The following is a 16,657-nucleotide window of genomic DNA, read 5'->3' on the forward strand; positions in this document are numbered from 1 at the left end:
TGAGGAAAGGGCCATCGTGCGCGAGAGCGAACCGCCCCGGCGACTCGCCGACACACCCATAGCCATCGTCGGCATGGCGGGTCTCTTCCCGCATGCCCGTGACGCCCGCGAGTTCTGGCAGAACATCGTCGACGCCCGCGACTGCATCACCGACGTCCCGGCCAGCCGCTGGAACATCGACGACTACTACGACGCCGACCCGACCAGGCCGGACCACACCTACTCGCGCCGCGGCGGCTTCGTGCCGGACGTCGACTTCGATCCGCTGGAGTTCGGTCTCCCCCCGAACCAACTGGAGGTCACCAGCACCCTGCAGACCCTCAGCCTGGTCGTGGCGCGGGACCTGCTGCGCGACGCCGGCGCACCGAGCTCCGCCTGGTACGACGCGGAGTCGACCGGGGTCGTGCTGGGCGTCACCGGGCCCGTCCCGCTGATGCACCCGCTCGCCGCGCGGCTCACGACGCCGGTGCTGCGCGAGGTGGTGCGCGCCTGCGGGCTGACCGAGGACGACGCGGCGGCGATCGCCACCCGCTACGCGGAGGCGTTCGCGCCCTGGGAGGAGAACTCCTTCCCCGGCCTGCTGGCGAACGTCACCGCCGGGCGGGTCGCGAACCGCCTGGGCCTCGGCGGGATGAACAGCACGGTCGACGCGGCCTGCGCGGCGTCGCTGTCCGCGGTGCGGATGGCGATCGCCGAGCTGGTCGACGGCCGGGCCGACATGATGATCGCCGGTGGCGCCGACACCGAGAACTCGATCTTCGGCTACATGTGCTTCAGCAAGACGCAGGCGCTGTCGAAGTCCGACCGCATCAGCCCGTTCGACGAGGGCGCCGACGGCACCCTCATCGGCGAGGGCATCGGCATGCTCGCCCTGCGCCGCCTGGCCGACGCCGAGCGGGACGGCAACCGGATCTACGCGGTCATCCGCGGGCTCGGCTCGTCCAGCGACGGCCGTTCGAAGAGCATCTACGCGCCGCGGGCGGAGGGTCAGGAACGCGCGCTGCGCCGCGCCTACGCCGACGCCGACTGCTCCCCGTCGTCCGTCGAGCTGTTCGAGGCGCACGCCACCGGCACCGCGGTCGGCGACCGCACCGAGCTCACCGCGCTGGACGGTGTCCTGCGCGCCGCGGCCGGCGGACAGGCGCACTTCGCCGCGATCGGCAGCGTCAAGTCACAGATCGGGCACACCAAGGGCGCGGCGGGCACGGCCAGCCTGATGAAGCTGGCGCTCAGCCTCTACCAGAAGACGCTGCCGCCGACGATCAACGTCGAGCGGCCGGCCGGCCCGCTCGCCGACGACGCGACCCCGCTGTACGTGAACACCCGCACCCGGCCGTGGATCCGGGACCCGCGCCGGCCGGTCCGACGCGCGGCGGCGTCCGCGATGGGCTTCGGCGGCACGAACTTCCACGTCGTCCTGGAGGAGCACAGCGCGCTGCGCCCGGCCGCCGGAATGGTGCACCGCACCGCCCGCGCGTGGCTCTGGCACGCCGAGGACCCGGCCGCGCTGCGCGCCGCCCTCGAGGCCGGCGCCCCGCCAGTGGACGGCGCCGGTCCCGCGGACCCGATCCCCGCGGACCACGCCCGGATCGGTTTCGTCACCGCGCCCGGCGACACCGACGGCGCGGACCTGCGCCGGATCGCGCTCGCGCAGCTCACCGCCGCACCCGACGCCGACGAGTGGACCCACCCGGCCGGGGTGTACTACCGCCGCCGGGCCCTGCCCGACGCGCGGGTCGGGGCGCTGTACGCCGGCCAGGGCAGCCAGTACCTCGAGATGGGCCTGGACGCCGTCCTCGGCGTGCCGACCGTCGCACAGGCCGTCGACGACGCGAACGCCGCGTTCACCGACGACGCGACCCCGCTCGCCGCGGTCATGTACCCGCCGCCCGTATTCGACCCGGAGCTGCGCCAGGAGCAGGAGTCCCGGCTGCGCGCCACCCGGTACGCCCAGCCGGCGATCGGCGCGCTGTCCGCCGGCCAGTACCGGTACCTGACCGAGCTCGGCCTGCGCTGCGCCGGCCACCTCGGCCACAGCTTCGGCGAGCTGACCGCGCTGTGGGCCGCCGGGGCGCTGGACGACACCGCCTTCTTCCGCCTCGCCCGCGCCCGCGGCGCCGCGATGGCACCTCCCGCCGACACGGCCGACACCGGCACCGGCACCGGCACCGGCACCGAGGCTGCCGACCCGGGAACCATGGCGGCCGTCCAGGCCGGCCGGGAGCAGATCGAGGAGATCCTCGGCGCGTTTCCCGACGTGGTCGTGTGCAACCACAACGCGCCCGACCAGGTCGTCGTCGGCGGCGGCACGCCGGCCGTCGCCGAGGTGCTCGAGGAGCTGGCGCGGCGCGGCATGACCGGCCGACTGCTGCCGGTCTCGGCCGCGTTCCACACCCGGCACGTCGGCCACGCGGTCGACCGCTTCGCCCAGGAGCTGGACGCCGTCGGCGTCGGGGTTCCGGCCACGCCGGTGTACGCCAACACCGCCGGCGCTGCCTATGGCGCGGACCCGGCGGCGAACCGCGCCGTGCTCGCCGGCCAGCTGCTGGCGCCTGTCGACTTCGTCGCCGGTGTCGAGGCGATGCGCGCCGACGGCTGCAACGTCTTCGTGGAGTTCGGGCCGAAGCAGGTCCTCGCCCAGCTCGCCCGCCGCATCCTCGACGGCCAGCCGGTGGTGGTCGTCTCCACCGACGGCGGCCCGCTGCGCGACGGTGACGTGGCGCTCAAGCAGGCCGCGGTGCAGCTCGCGGTCCTCGGTCTCCCCCTGGCCGACATCAACCGGTACGACCCCGCGTCCCACTCCGGTGACGCCGACGAGGCGCCCGCCCGCAAGGGCATGACCATCACGCTGACAGGCGCGGAGTACGTCCCCGACTCCCGACGCGCGCTGTATGCGGCCGGCCTGACCGACGGCTTCCGGGTCAGTGCGCTGGCGGCCTCCGCATCCACCGAGATCGCATCCTCCGTCACCACGCCCGCGGTGCCCGCCGTCCCGCCTGCCCTGGCGCCCGCGGCCGCGCTGGCCGCCCCGACAGCGGCAGCCGCCCTGCCGGCCGTCGCCGCGACGCAGGCCGCGGACGGGCCGTGGGCCGGCAACGGGTCCCGCGCCGTCGAGCCGATGGAGACGGCCGGTACGCCGCTGCTCGATCCGGCGGCGGTCACCGAGGCGGTGACCCGGCACCTCGACCTGCACGACCGTTACCTGGACGGACAGCTTCAGATCGCCGGCGAGCTGGTCGCCCTGCTGCGTTCAGATGCGCAGACCGAGCTGCCGGGCTGGGTGCCGACGGCGGTCGAGCATGTGAAGGAGCAGAGCCTCGCCGCCGGACGCACCCACACCCGTGCCAACGAGGTCCTCGCCGCGCTCGCGGGTCTGCGGCTGCCGGCCGGGCCGGACGCCCTCGCCGCCGGCGGCGGTACGCCGCCTGGCCGCACCGAGATCGCGCTGCCAGGGCAGGCCGCCGCTCCGTTCGGGCCGCTGGTGCCGGCGCAGACCAACGCCAACGGCAACGGGTATCGGCCCGAGGCCACCCCGCCGGTGGTCCCGGCCTACGGCGAGGCCGGCAGCGGTCCCGTCGCCAGGTCAACCGATGCCGGTCCCGCGGCACCCACCGACGGTGTCACCGGCACAGCCGCCGCGAACGGCACGGCCCAGGCGAACGGCACTGTGAACACGAACGGCACGGCCGGCGTCAACGGCGCGTCCAGCGTGAACGGGGCGACGGATCCCGCAGGACCTGGGCCGGACGCGGTGCGCACCGCCCTGCTCAGCGTGGTCGCCGACCGGACCGGCTACCCCGCCGAAATGATCGACACCACCATGGACCTCGAAGCCGACCTCGGCGTCGACTCCATCAAACGAGTCCAGATCCTCGGCGCCCTCCAGGAACACTTCCCCACCCTCCCCGCCGTCGGCCCCGAACGCCTCGCCGACATGCGCACCCTCGACCACATCACCAACCACGTCCTCACCTCCCTCACCACCGCCGCTCCCAGTACCAACGGCGCACCCGTCGCCGCCGCGGCAGCGTCCTCGAGCTCTGTCAGCCCGGACGCGGTGCGTGCGGCGCTGCTCGGCGTCGTCGCCGACCGGACCGGCTACCCCGCCGAAATGATCGACACCACCATGGACCTCGAAGCCGACCTCGGCGTCGACTCCATCAAACGAGTCCAGATCCTCGGCGCCCTCCAGGAACACTTCCCCACCCTCCCCGCCGTCGGCCCCGAACGCCTCGCCGACATGCGCACCCTCGACCACATCACCAACCACGTCCTCACCTCCCTCACCACCGCCGCTCCCAGTACCAACGGCGCACCCGTCGCCGCCGCCGCCACACCAGCCGCCGGGACCGATCGGCCGGATGAGACCCCGCTGCCCCGTCAGCACGTCGCGCTGGTCGCGACCGCGGCCGTCGACGTCCTGGACGCGAGCCCCTACGGCCCGGACCCGGTCGCGGTTCTCGTCGACGCCGGGGGCGCGGCTGCCGACAACGAGAGCCTGACAGCCCTGCGTGACGGGCTCACCGAGCGTGGCTTCACCGTCCGCACCCTGCTTCTGCCGGACAGTACGCTCGGTGCCGCCGGCACGGGGCCGGAGGCGACTGACCCGGCCGACCCGTTCGCGGGCTGGGACGCGGCAGCGGTCGAGCAGGCTCTCGACGACACGCTGGGCGGCGACGGGACCGTCGACCTGTGCCTCCTCCTGCTCACCGCGCCGCGGGGAGACGCCAGCGCCGCTGCCGAGCCTGATGCGGATGCCTGGGCGCCGGGGATTCGTCGACTCGCCGAGGCCGTCCTGGTCGCCAAGCACGCCGCCGGCCCGCTCGCCCGCGCCGCGGCCCGCGGTGGCCGGGCCGCGTTCGGCACGATCACCCGGCTCGACGGCGGACTGGGGCTGCGCGGCACGGCATCCGCGGCGCAGGGCCTCCTCGGCGGTGTCGCCGGTGTCGTCAAGACACTGGCCCGAGAGGAGACGGCCCTGTTCTGCCGCGCTCTCGACATCGATCCCGCCCACACGCCGGCAGCGCTGGCGCAGCTGACACTGACCGAGTTGTGGGACGCGGCAACCGACCTGCTCGAGATCGGTGTCGACGCGGACGGAACCCGCTGGACGGTACGACCCGGCCCGTTCGGCGCCGGGGCACACCCCTCGGCCAGCCAGGGCCCGGACGGCACGGACGCCCCGCAGGCTGTGGAGGCAGCCGAGGGCGACGCCGTTCCCGTGCTCAGCCGGGACGAGACCGTGATCGTCACCGGCGGGGGCCGCGGAGTGACCGCGGACTGCGTCAGGGCACTCGCGGCGCGGGTCCCGGCGCACTTCGTGCTGCTCGGGCGGACCGCGGCCGACGCCGACCCGGACTGGGCGGACGGGATCCCCGACGCCGGCCTGCTCGCCGCCGCCGCCGCGGACCTCGCGGCCCGCGCCGGCACGGGCGGCCCGCGGCCGACCCCCCGCCAGGCGGAGGCCGCCCGGCGTGACGTCCTGGCCCGGCGCGAGATCCGCGACACCCTGGCGGCGCTGGAGGCCGCCGGTGCCAGCGCGACCTACCTCAGCGTCGACATCGCCGACCAGGCTGCGGTCACGGCCGCGCTGGCGCCCTACCGGGGCGTGGCCAGCGCGCTGGTGCACGGCGCCGGGGCGCTCGCCGACAGCGCGCTCACGGCGAAGACGCCGGATGCCGTCCGCCGCGTCCTCACGCCGAAGCTGACGGGGCTGCGCAACGTCCTCGACGCACTCGGGGACGGGCTCGGGGACGGGTCCGGCTCGCCGCTGCGCCACCTCGTCCTGTTCACCTCGGTGGCGGGTCTGATGGGCAACCCGGGCCAGGCCGACTACGCGGCGGCGAACGAGGCCCTCGGCCGCCTCGCCGCGGGGTGGAAGCAGGCCGAGCCCTCCCGGCACGTCACCGCGATCGACTGGGGCGCCTGGGACGGCGGCATGGTCGACGCCGACCTGCGGGAGCTGTTCCGCTCCCGGGGCGTCGCCCTGATCGACCGGGCGGCCGGCGCGCAGGCCTTCGCCGACCAGTTCACCCCGCCGCGCGACGGGGACGTCCGCGTTCTCGTCGGCTCGGCCGAGGCGCTGACCGGCACGGCGGGCAGCCGCCCCGCGCCGGCGCTGGTGACCCGCCGGGACCTGACGGAGCTGGCCACCGACCCGGTGATCCTGCATCACCAGGTCGGCGGGTTCCCGGTCCTGCCGGCGACGTTCGCGATCGGCTGGCTCGTCAACGCCGCCGAGCGGACCCACCCGGGACACGTCGTCGTCGAGGTCCGCGACTTCGACGTCCACAAGGGCGTCGTGTTCGACGGGACCGGGGAGCTGACCCTGCGCCTGCACACGGCGGCGGCCGAGCCGGAGCCGGACCCGTCCGGTGATGGTGACGGTGACCGGCTCGTCGTGCGGGCGAGTGTGCGCAGCCCGGGGGCGCGCCCGGTCGGGCTCTCCCGGTACGCGGCCACGCTGGTGCTCGCGCCGAGGCTGCCGGCTCCCGCGCAGGTGGAGGACTGGCCACGGCTCGACGCCGTCTGGTCCGCGCCGGGCGAGGACGGGCTGGAGATCTACACCGGCGGGACGCTCTTCCACGGGCCGCTGCTCCGCGGGATCCGGCGGATCCTCGACCGCGGCACGGACAGCGTGATCCTCGAGTGCCAGCTGCCCGCCGCGCCGGTCGCGCACGGCGCCTTCGCCGGCTCCGCGCACGACCCGGCGCTCGCCGACCTGCTGCTGCACGGCCCGTCCGTGCTCGGCCGCTGGCTGACCGGGCAGGCCTGCCTGCCGCTGGCCGTCGGGCGGATCGACTACCGGGCGCCGCTGCCCGCGGGCGAGCCGTTCGCGGTGGTGGTCGACGAGGCGAAGGTCAGCGACACCGGGGTCGTCAGCCGGGTCACCGCCGTCGGCCGCGACGGGCGGATCCTCGTCCGCCTGCGCGACGTGGCGATGGTCGGCACGCCCGACATGGCCGCGAAGTTCGCCGAGGGCGCCGCCCGCTGGCAGCAGGAGGTGACGGCATGACGCTGGCCGACGACACCCTCCGGTTCGACGAGACCTTCCACGCCGACGAGACCCTCGAGTTCGACGGCGAGCCGTTCGACCCCCTCCGTCTGACGGCGGCGGGCAGCAGCGCGCCGGTGGGCACAGACCTGGTCCCCACCGGCGGGGCGGTGCCGCCGGCGGTCCCGAGCCCTGGCCCGTCCGGCGGAAGCCGGGCCGACGCGCAGATCGCCGCCGTGGTCAGGGAGGTCAGCGCTGCCGTGGCCGCGGCGCACGACTCCGCGCTGGTCGCGCAGCTCGCGCTGAGCCGCCTCACCCTCGCCGGTCCGTCCCGTTCCCTCGGGGCTGGGCTTCCGGCGCCTGACCGGCTCCCGGTGCCTGAGCGACGTCCAACGACATCGCCGGCCCTGGACGCAGGGCCGACGGGGCCCGCGACGGCGGCTCCGCAGGAGACCAGCCCTCGGATCACGGAGGCGTCCTTCAAGCCGCTGGCGCGCACGTCGCGGGACGCGCTGGACGCGGCCGGCCTGGCCGCGCTGAGCCGCGGCGAGGTGGCGGCCGTCTTCGGGGCGCCCTACGAGCAGCACGGCGTCAACCCGGACGTCACGCTGACGGAGCCCGGCGCACCGATGCTCCTCGGCTGGGTCGCGGACCTGCGCCTGCGGGGCGGCGCCCGGAGCGCCGGCTCCCTGCGCGCCGGGCTGCTGCCCCTGGGTGACGGGCTGGCCCGCGGGCTGCTGGCTGCGGCGGGGCAGGCGGTGCGGGTGTTCGCGCTGTACGCCGGGCTGCACCTGTGCCTGGCGGACGCGCGCTTCGCCCCCGAGGCCCCCGCCGAGGATCCGGACGGCCGTCCGCGCACCGGCCCGGCCCACCCCGCCGCGGCGGTGCGCCTCACCGACGCGGGGCGGGGCTGGGACGGCGCGGGCGCCGAGATCCGGCTCGAGGTCGACACGATCGATCTCCTGCCGCGGCCGTGGCTCGCCGCCCGCGTGCTGGTGCACGCGGGCGGGCGGCTCGTCGCCGAGCTCGACGACGTCGCCGTCACCGTCCGGGAGCGGCCCGGCGCGCCGGTCGGGCCCGAGCAGGGCGGGGCGGTACCGGCCGATCTCGGCCGTCGCAACGCCGCCGGGGAGCGGGCCCTGCTCAGCGAGTTCCACATGGCGCACTGCGCCCGCGGCGACCAGGGTGTCGGGCTCGGCCCGGAGTTCGGCGGCTACCGCGGCCGCCGCGCCACCCGGCTGCCCGGCGGCGGGCTGCGGCTCGTCGACCGGATCATGGCGACGGACTCCCGCCGTGGCGACCTGCGCGGCGGGGCCACGCACGTCACCGAGTACGACGCGGCGGCGGACAGCTGGTACTTCGCCGACACGGCGAACGCCTCCATGCCCAACTGCGTGTACATGGAGACGTCCCTGCAGTCGGCGCTGCTGCTCGGCTACTACCTCGGGGCCACCGTGGCCGAGCCGGCCGAGGACTACAGCCTGCGCAACCTCGGCGGCAGCGCCACGGTGCTGCGTGAGGTGGAGCTGCGCGACGCGACCATCCGCCAGCACTCGACACTGCTGTCGACGAACCCGATGCCCGGGACGGCGCTGCAGGACTTCTCCTACGAGATGGCGGTCGACGGCGAGCCGTTCTACCGCGGCGAGTCGATGTTCGGGTACTTCAACGCCCCGGCCCTGGCCCGCCAGACCGGACTGGACGGCGGCCGGCTCGTCCCGACCTGGCTGGACGCCCTCGACGAGCGGGAGCGGCCGGCGATCCGCACGATCGACGTGGCCGCGCGGCGCGCGGACCCGGCCGCGCCGCTGTGCGCGCGGGGCCAGCTGGCGCTGCTCGACGACGTCGAGGTGGTCGACGGTGGCGGCCGGCACGGGCGCGGCTACCTGCGCGCGCAGCGGCCGATCGACCCCGGGGACTGGTTCTTCGCCCGGCACTTCCACCTGGACCCGGTGATCCCCGGCTCGCTCGGGGTGGAGGCCGTGATCCAGGCCCTGCAGGAGTGGGCCGTCGACGCCGGGCACGCGGACGGGATGGCGCGGCCCGGGTTCGTCCTGCCCGTCGGCGTGACCCTGCACTGGAAGTACCGCGGCCAGCTGCTCCCCACGGACGGGACGTTCACCCTGGAGGTGCACATTTCCGATGTCAGCCGCCGGCCCGGCCGGGTCCGTGTCACCGCCGACGCGAGCCTGTGGAAGCCGACGATGCGCATCTACGAGCTGACCGACATCGCCATCGAGCTGCGCGACGAGGGCGCGCCGTCATGGTGAGCGCGACCGCGCTGCCGGCGCAGGTGCCGGCAGCCCCGTCGGCACAGGTGCCGGCTCCGGTGCTCGCACGTGCGCCGCGGGACGTCCACGAGGTGCTCGCCGACCTGGACCGGCCCGTCTACGTCGTGCGTGACGCGGCCGGGATCGCGCTCACCGGCGACGAGCGGGCCGCCGCCGCGGCCGGTCAGGTGCTGGCCGCCGCCGGGCCGCTGCCGCCGCGGCGGCTGGGCTCCCCCGCCTTCCGCCGCGACCACGGGGTGGACCAGGCGTACATGGCCGGGTCGATGGCGAACGGCATCGCCTCGGCCGACCTGGTCGTCAACCTGGCCCGGGCGGGCTACCTCGCCTCCTTCGGCGCGGCCGGGGTCGTCGCCGCGCGGGTGGACGAGGCGCTCGCCGACATCCGGCGGCGGGTCGGCGGACGCCGGTTCGCCTGCAACCTGATCCACAGCCCGAACGAGGCCGCGATGGAGCGGGACGTCGTCGACGCCTGCCTGCGCCACCAGGTGCGCTGCATCGAGGCCTCCGCCTTCCTCGACCTGACCCCGCAGGTGGTGCGCTACCGGCTCGCCGGCCTGCGCCGGGGCCCGGACGGGCGGGTCGTCGCGGACAACCGCGTCGTCGCCAAGGTGTCGCGGACGGAGGTCGCCGACCTGTTCCTGCGGCCGGCGCCGGCCGCGCTGGTCCGTGGGCTGGTCGAGCAGGGGCTGGTCAGCGCCGAGCAGGCCGCGCTCGCCGCCACGGTGCCGCTCGCGGACGATGTGACCGCCGAGGCGGACTCCGGTGGCCACACCGACCGCCGGCCGCTGCCCGTCCTGCTCCCCGAACTGCTCGCGCTGCGGGACGCCCGGCGCGCCGAGACCGGCGGCTGGCCCGTCCGGGTCGGGGCCGCCGGCGGACTGGGCACCCCCCGGGCTGTCGCCGCCGCGTTCGCCCTCGGTGCGGACTACGTCGTGACCGGCTCGGTCAACCAGGCGGCGGTCGAGGCGGCGCAGTCGCCGGCCACCAAGCGCCTGCTGGCCGCCGCCGGCGTCACCGACTGCGCCCAGGCCCCGTCCGCGGACATGTTCGAGATCGGCGCGGAGGTGCAGGTCCTGAGCCGGGGCACCATGTTCGCCTCGAAGGCCCGCCGGCTCTACGACCTCTACCACCGGCACGACAGCCTGGACGCCATCCCCGCCGAGGAGCGCGCCGCACTCGAACGGCGGATCTTCCACCGGCCGCTCGACGACGTCTGGGCGGAGACGGTCGCCTACTTCACGACCCGCGACCCCGACCAGATCGAGCGGGCGCGGGATGACCCGAAGCGGCGGATGGCACTGGTGTTCCGCTGGTACCTCGGCCTGTCGTCGGGGTGGAGCATCACCGGCACGCCGGACCGCGTCGCCGACTACCAGGTCTGGTGCGGGCCGGCGATGGGAGCGTTCAACTCCTGGGTGCGCTCCAGCGCGCTGGAACCGCTGGAGAACCGGCACGCCGCCGCGATCGCCACCGAGCTGATGCACGGCGCCGCGTTCACGTCCCGGGTGGCGGTGCTGGCGCAGGCCGGCGTCCGGCTGCCCGCCACGGCCACCACCTACCTGCCGCGCGCCCACCCCCGCCCGGGCCACGCCCCCGGCAACGGCGCCGGCCCCGCCGACCCCGCCGACCCCGGCCCCGGCCCCGGCCCCGCAGAACAGGGACAACGGACATGACTGCACCCGTACTCCAGCCCCAGCCCGAGGTGGACGTGGCCGGCGGGACACCCGCCTGGCTCGTCTGCGACGGCTGCCGACGGATGATCTACGGGCGGCGCTTCGTCCGCGGCGGCCATGTCTGCCCCGAATGCGGCTGGCACGCCCGGCTGACCGCCGCCCAGCGGGTCGACCTGCTGCTCGACGAGGGCTCCGCCGAGATCGTCGCCACCCCGGTCACCGCGGCCGACCCGCTGGGCTTCGTCGACACCCGGCCCTACGCCGACCGGCTGCGCGCCGCCCGCGCCTCGACCGGCATGCCCGAGGCGGTCCTGGTCGCCCGCGGCACCATCGAGGGTTGCCCCGTCGTGACCGCGGTGATGGACTTCCGCTTCCTCGGCGGCAGCCTCGGCGCCGCCGTCGGCGAGGCCATCACCGGCGCGTGCGAGATCGCCCTGCGGGAGCGCACCCCGCTGCTGCTGGTGACCGCCTCCGGCGGCGCGCGGATGCAGGAGGGGGCGCTGTCCCTGATGCAGATGGCCAAGACCGCGCAGGCCATCGGCCAGCTCGACGAGGCCGGCATCCTCACCGTCTCGCTGATCACCGACCCGACGTTCGGCGGGGTCGCCGCCTCGTTCGCGACGCTGACCGACGTCATCGTCGCCGAGCCCGGTGCCCGGCTCGGCTTCGCCGGCGCCCGGGTGATCGAGCAGACCATCCGCGAGACCCTGCCGCCCGGCTTCCAGACCGCCGAGTTCCTGCTGGAGCACGGTGTCGTCGACCTGATCAGCCCACGGCCGGCGCTGCGCCCGACGCTCGCGCGGCTGCTCGGCGTCGCCACCCGGCGCCCGACGTCCGCACCCGCCAGCACGGTGCACGACGCCGCGCCCGGCCGGGAGGTCGTGCGGGAGCCTGAGCATCTGGTGCAGCGGCACCCCTGGGAGGCCGTGCGGCTCGCCCGCCGACTCGGCCGGCCCAGCGCGCTGGACTACATCGGGGCGCTGGTCGAGGACTGGACCGAGCTGCACGGCGACCGGGCCGCCGCCGACTGCCCGGCCATGGTCGCCGGCCTCGGCCGTCTCGACGGGACGCCGGTCGTCGTCATCGGAACGCAGAAGGGCCACACGGCGGCCGAGCTGTCCGCCCGCGCCTACGGGATGCCCTCCCCCGGCGGCTACCGCAAGGCGGCCCGGGTGATGCGGCTGGCCGCGAAGCTGGGCCTGCCGGTCATCACCCTGATCGACACCGCCGGGGCGCACCCCGGCATCGAGGCCGAGGAGAACGGCCAGGCCGTCGCCATCGCGCAGAACCTGCGCCTGATGGCCGGGCTGCCGGTACCCGTCGTCGCGGTGGTCACCGGCGAGGGCGGCAGCGGCGGCGCGCTCGCCCTCGCGGTCGCCGACCGGGTGCTGATGTGCGCGAACGCGATCTACTCGGTGATCAGCCCCGAGGGCTGCGCCGCCATCCTGTGGAAGGACCCGGCGGCCGGCCCCGACGCGGCCGCCGCGCTGCGGGTCGACGCCCGCGCCCTGCTGACGGCCGGCATCGTCGACGGGGTGATCCCCGAGCCCGACGGCGGCGCGGACGTCGACCCGCTCGGCGCCGCCGACGCGCTGCGGGCCGCGCTCACCAGCACGCTCGCGGAGCTCGTCCCCCTCGACCCGCCGACGCTCGTCTCGGGCCGCCGGGCCCGCTTCCGCCGCTTCGGCACCCCCACCACTCCCACCCCCGCTACCCCAATCACCGCGCCACCAGCCACCGCCCCCAGCGTCCCGGCGGCACGCCCGCCGATGGGTGGACACCGCTCCACCGCCGATCTCGACGAGGCGAGGCGATCCTCTTGACCATCACCACCGCCAACGGCACCTCCACGACACCGGCCCCCACACCCGCCGCACCCACCACCCCCAAGCCCACACCCGCAGGCCAGAACGGCGAGCACGGGCAGAGCGGACTCGGCGAGGTGCTGGCCGTCCTGCGCCTCGCCGCGCAGGAGGCGGGCGCCGGCGGGGCACGACCCGTGAGCCGGGTCCGGGTGTCCGCCGGCGACCTCGCCGTGGAGATCGACTGGACGACGCCGGACGGATCCGCCGGGCCAGGCGGGTCCGCGCCGGCCGCGGCCGACCGCCGGGACGTCTCCCCGCACGGCGCCGCGCGCCCACCCGCCGCGTTCCCGTCGGCACCGGCCTCGCTGCCCGCCGTGCCCGGAGCCACGGGACCGACGACGGCAGTAGCAGCAGGGTCGGCGGCGCACGACGGCTCCGACGACGCGCTCGCGTTCGTCGTCCCGGCGCACACCGTCGGCGTCTTCTACCACGCCCCCGAGCCGGGCGCGGACCCGTTCGTCCGGGCCGGTGACACCGTCGTCCCCGGCCAGCAGGTCGGGATCATCGAGGCGATGAAGCTGATGATCCCGGTCGAGGCGGAGCGCGGCGGCCGGGTCCGCGAGATCCTCGTCGCCGACGCCTCCCCGGTGGAATACGGCCAGCCCCTACTCACCCTGGACGTCGACGTGCCGCACGGCGACAGCCGATGATCAAGAAGGTTCTGATCGCCAACCGCGGCGAGATCGCGCTGCGGATCGCCCGCAGCTGCCGCGAGCTGGGCATCGCCACCGTGGCCGCGTACTCCACGGCCGACCGTGACAGCGCCGTCGTCGCGTTCGCCGACGAGTCCGTCCAGATCGGCCCGGGCCCGTCGCGGGAGAGCTATCTGAACATGCCGGCGGTCGTCGAGGCCGCGCGCATCCGCGGGGCCGACGCCATCCACCCCGGGTACGGGTTCCTGTCCGAGAACCCCGACTTCGCCGAGATCTGCGCGGCCGAGGACCTGACGTTCATCGGCCCGCCACCGGATGTCATGGCCCGCCTCGGCGACAAGGCCGTCGCCCGCCGGATCATGGCCGAGGCCGGGCTGCCGCTGCTGCCCGGCAGCCGCGGCACCGCCGACCAGCCCGAGGCGGCGGCCGTGACCGCGGCCGAGATCGGCTACCCGGTCATCATCAAGGCCGCGGCCGGCGGCGGCGGGCGCGGCATGAGCGTCGTGCACGACCCCGACGCCTTCGACCGCGCCTACCGGCACACCCGCGCGACCGCCCAGGCGGTGTTCGGCGACGGACGTCTCTACGTCGAGCGCTACCTCGCCTCCGCGCGCCACGTGGAGGTCCAGGTGCTGGCCGACGCGCACGGCACCGCCGTCCATCTCGGCGCCCGCGACTGCTCCCTGCAGCGGCGCCACCAGAAGCTGGTCGAGGAGACCCCCGCCCCCGGCCTGCCGCCCGAGATCGTCGAGCCGCTGTGCGCCGCCGCCGTGCGCGGCACCCTCGCCAGCGGGTACGTCGGCGCCGGGACCTTCGAGTTCCTCGTCGACCCGCAGGGCCGTTTCTACTTCATGGAGGTCAACTGCCGGCTGCAGGTGGAGCACCCCGTCACCGAGATGGTGACCGGCCTCGACCTGGTCGCCGAACAGCTCCGGATCGCCGCCGGCGAGCCGCTCGGCTTCACCCAGGCGGACGTCGACGCCCGCGGCGTGTCGATCGAATGCCGCATCAACGCCGAGAACCCGCGCCGCGACTTCGCGCCCGCACCCGGCACCCTCACCGACTTCGCCGTCCCGGCCGGCCCGTTCGTTCGGGTCGACACCCACGCCGCCCCCGGCTACCGCATTCCCGCCTACTACGACTCGCTGCTGGCGAAGGTCGTCGTCTGGGCCCCGGACCGCCCCCGCGCCCTGGCCCGGATGCGCCGTGCCCTCGACGAGCTGCGCGCCGAAGGCCCCGGCGTCGTCACCACCACCGAGTTCCTCCGCGGCCTCCTCGACCACCCCCGCTTCGTCGCCGCCGAACACGACACCGTCCTGATCGAGAACCTCATGTCCTGACTCGTGCCAGACTGACGTCATGCGCCAGGCATTCGTGCACGAGGCTCTCGTCGAGATGGCGTATGACAGTGACATCGGGGCGCCTGGCGCCGCGGTCACCGTGGCGCTGTGCGGGCACTGGGATCATCCCTCGCCGTCCTCGGCCGCCCCCCACCACACCGATGCCGTCCGTACGGAGCAGGGCGTGCGGCTGCGGATCCTCTTCGCCGCCGACCCCGACAACGAACATCCGGTCCGCCGCCGCGTCGAGGCCGCCCTGGCCGCGGGGCAGCTGCGCGGCGCGGACGGCACCCTCACCCACTGGCGGCTGTGTGCCAGCCGTTCCGACGCCCTCACCTTCTCCGAGCTCGACCACGGCGAGCGACTCACCCGCAGCTGACCTCGCGCGCCGGACGCGGCCGGCCGTCATCGAGGAGACCCCCGCCCCCGGCTGTCATCAGCGGGACGGCCGGGGGCGGCGGGATAGCCGGTGACCGGCGAACGCTTACGGCGAAGTTCATGACGGAACGCGCCGACCGTCGTGGTTGCCTGGTCCGCGACCGGCAGGTCCTCGCCTCCCCGCGGCCGGACTTCCGGTTCCAGGCCGAGGACGTCGTGGTCGTCGTCGGGACGCCGGAGAACACCGCCGCCGTCGGCGAACTGCTGCGGTCCGGCTGGAGGGCGCCGCGACCATATGCATGACCTCGGGTCAATCATGGTGGAACTGGGCGGGGTTCTCTTTCTGCTCGGCCTTGTCGGCCACGCCGCCTCCCGGTTCGGTATCTCCCTATCCCCTTCTATCTGATCTGCGGCCTCGCCCTCGGGCTGGAATACACCGCGGGCGAGCTGCTGGTGGGCCTGCGCCGCAACGCACCGGCCGGCGTCCTGGACCTGACTCTCAACGCCGCGCCCGGGGTGGCCCCACGTTCCTGCTCGGCTGGGACTGGCGCGCGGCGGTCGTGCTGGGCGGCGTCACGGCCATCTCGTCCTCCGGCATCATCGCGAAGGTTCTCGCCGACCTGGGCCGGCTCGGCAACCGGGAGACACCGGTCGTCCTGTCGGTGCTCGTCCTCGAGGACCTCGCGATGGCGGTCTACCTGCCCGTTCTGACCGCTCTGTTGGCCGGCCAGACGATCGCCCGCGGCGCGCTGTCGCTCGCCATCGCGCTCGGCGCCATGGTCGGCGTCCTGTTTCTCGCGCTGCGGTACAGCGCGAAGGTGACGAGACTGGTGTTCAATCCGGCGTCCGACCGCAACGACGAGATCCTGCTGCTGCTGCGGGCGCTCGGCCTTGCGCTGCTCGTCGCGGGCGTCGCGCAGCAGGTGCAGGTCTCAGCCGCGGTCGGCGCGTTCCTGGTGGGTATCGCGTTGTCCGGCCCGGTCGCCGAGGGTGCGAGGGAGGTGCTGAGCCCGCTGCGTGACCTGTTCGCCGCGGTCTTCTTCGTGTTCTTCGGCCTGCAGACCGACCCGACGCAGATCCCCTCGGCGCTGCTGGCCGCGGCGCTGCTGGCCATCGCCGGAGTCGTCACGAAGACGATCACCGGCTGGTGGGCGGCGAAGCGCGCCGGAATCGCCACCCTGGGGCGGTTCCGCGCCGGCACCGCCCTGATCGCGCGCGGCGAGTTCTCCATCGTCATCGCCGGCCTCGCGGTCGCCTCCGAGGTCGAACCCCGCCTGGGACCGCTGGCCGCCAGCCATGTCCTGCTGATGGCCGTCATCGGCCCCATCGCGGCTCGCTTCGTCGAGCCGGTCACCCGGGCGGTGATGCGCCGCCGCCGGCCGACCGCCACCGGGCAGGAGAAGCAACCGGCACCACGGCCCGGCACGCAACTGGACGTCGCTGGGGAGTAGCGCGCCGCGGCC

At 75.3% G+C, this 16,657-nt stretch carries 7 protein-coding genes and 2 pseudogenes; all 9 read left to right on the top strand.

What is annotated here, in order from left to right; all coding sequences use genetic code 11:
• Nucleotides 1–73: 73 nt before the first annotated feature.
• On the top strand, nucleotides 74–7,015 hold the full coding sequence (locus tag B207_RS0112845; RefSeq protein WP_407671415.1) for an SDR family NAD(P)-dependent oxidoreductase: 6,942 nt from the start codon (nucleotides 74–76) through the stop codon (nucleotides 7,013–7,015).
• Nucleotides 7,012–9,264, top strand: a complete 2,253-nt coding sequence (locus B207_RS0112850) for a hotdog family protein (RefSeq protein WP_018636947.1) — start codon at nucleotides 7,012–7,014, stop codon at nucleotides 9,262–9,264. Before B207_RS0112845 ends, B207_RS0112850 begins: the two co-directional genes overlap by 4 nt.
• Entirely contained in the window at nucleotides 9,258–10,958 is a 1,701-nt protein-coding gene (locus B207_RS0112855; RefSeq protein WP_018636948.1) for a PfaD family polyunsaturated fatty acid/polyketide biosynthesis protein, read from the top strand. Before B207_RS0112850 ends, B207_RS0112855 begins: the two co-directional genes overlap by 7 nt.
• Nucleotides 10,955–12,781: an acetyl-CoA carboxylase carboxyl transferase subunit gene (locus tag B207_RS0112860; protein WP_026311004.1), complete on the top strand. Its 1,827-nt coding sequence runs from the start codon at nucleotides 10,955–10,957 to the stop codon at nucleotides 12,779–12,781. The genes B207_RS0112855 and B207_RS0112860 overlap by 4 nt, the downstream gene beginning before the upstream one ends.
• Nucleotides 12,778–13,473 (top strand): acetyl-CoA carboxylase biotin carboxyl carrier protein, encoded by a 696-nt coding sequence (locus B207_RS0112865; RefSeq protein ID WP_018636950.1) that lies wholly within the window; start codon nucleotides 12,778–12,780, stop codon nucleotides 13,471–13,473. Before B207_RS0112860 ends, B207_RS0112865 begins: the two co-directional genes overlap by 4 nt.
• Nucleotides 13,470–14,816: an acetyl-CoA carboxylase biotin carboxylase subunit gene (locus B207_RS0112870; RefSeq protein WP_018636951.1), complete on the top strand. Its 1,347-nt coding sequence runs from the start codon at nucleotides 13,470–13,472 to the stop codon at nucleotides 14,814–14,816. The genes B207_RS0112865 and B207_RS0112870 overlap by 4 nt, the downstream gene beginning before the upstream one ends.
• Before the next feature lie 19 nt (nucleotides 14,817–14,835).
• Complete coding sequence (locus B207_RS0112875; protein WP_018636952.1) at nucleotides 14,836–15,195, top strand: hypothetical protein; 360 nt, start codon at nucleotides 14,836–14,838, stop codon at nucleotides 15,193–15,195.
• A gap of 149 nt (nucleotides 15,196–15,344) precedes the next feature.
• Nucleotides 15,345–15,497, top strand: a pseudogene (locus tag B207_RS33710) (cation:proton antiporter regulatory subunit); the annotation flags it as partial.
• Nucleotides 15,490–16,645: pseudogene (locus B207_RS33715) on the top strand (cation:proton antiporter). The pseudogenes B207_RS33710 and B207_RS33715, both read left to right, overlap by 8 nt.
• Nucleotides 16,646–16,657 lie beyond the last annotated feature (12 nt).

This window comes from Parafrankia elaeagni (assembly GCF_000374165.1).
GTDB classification, from domain to species: domain Bacteria; phylum Actinomycetota; class Actinomycetes; order Frankiales; family Frankiaceae; genus Parafrankia; species Parafrankia elaeagni.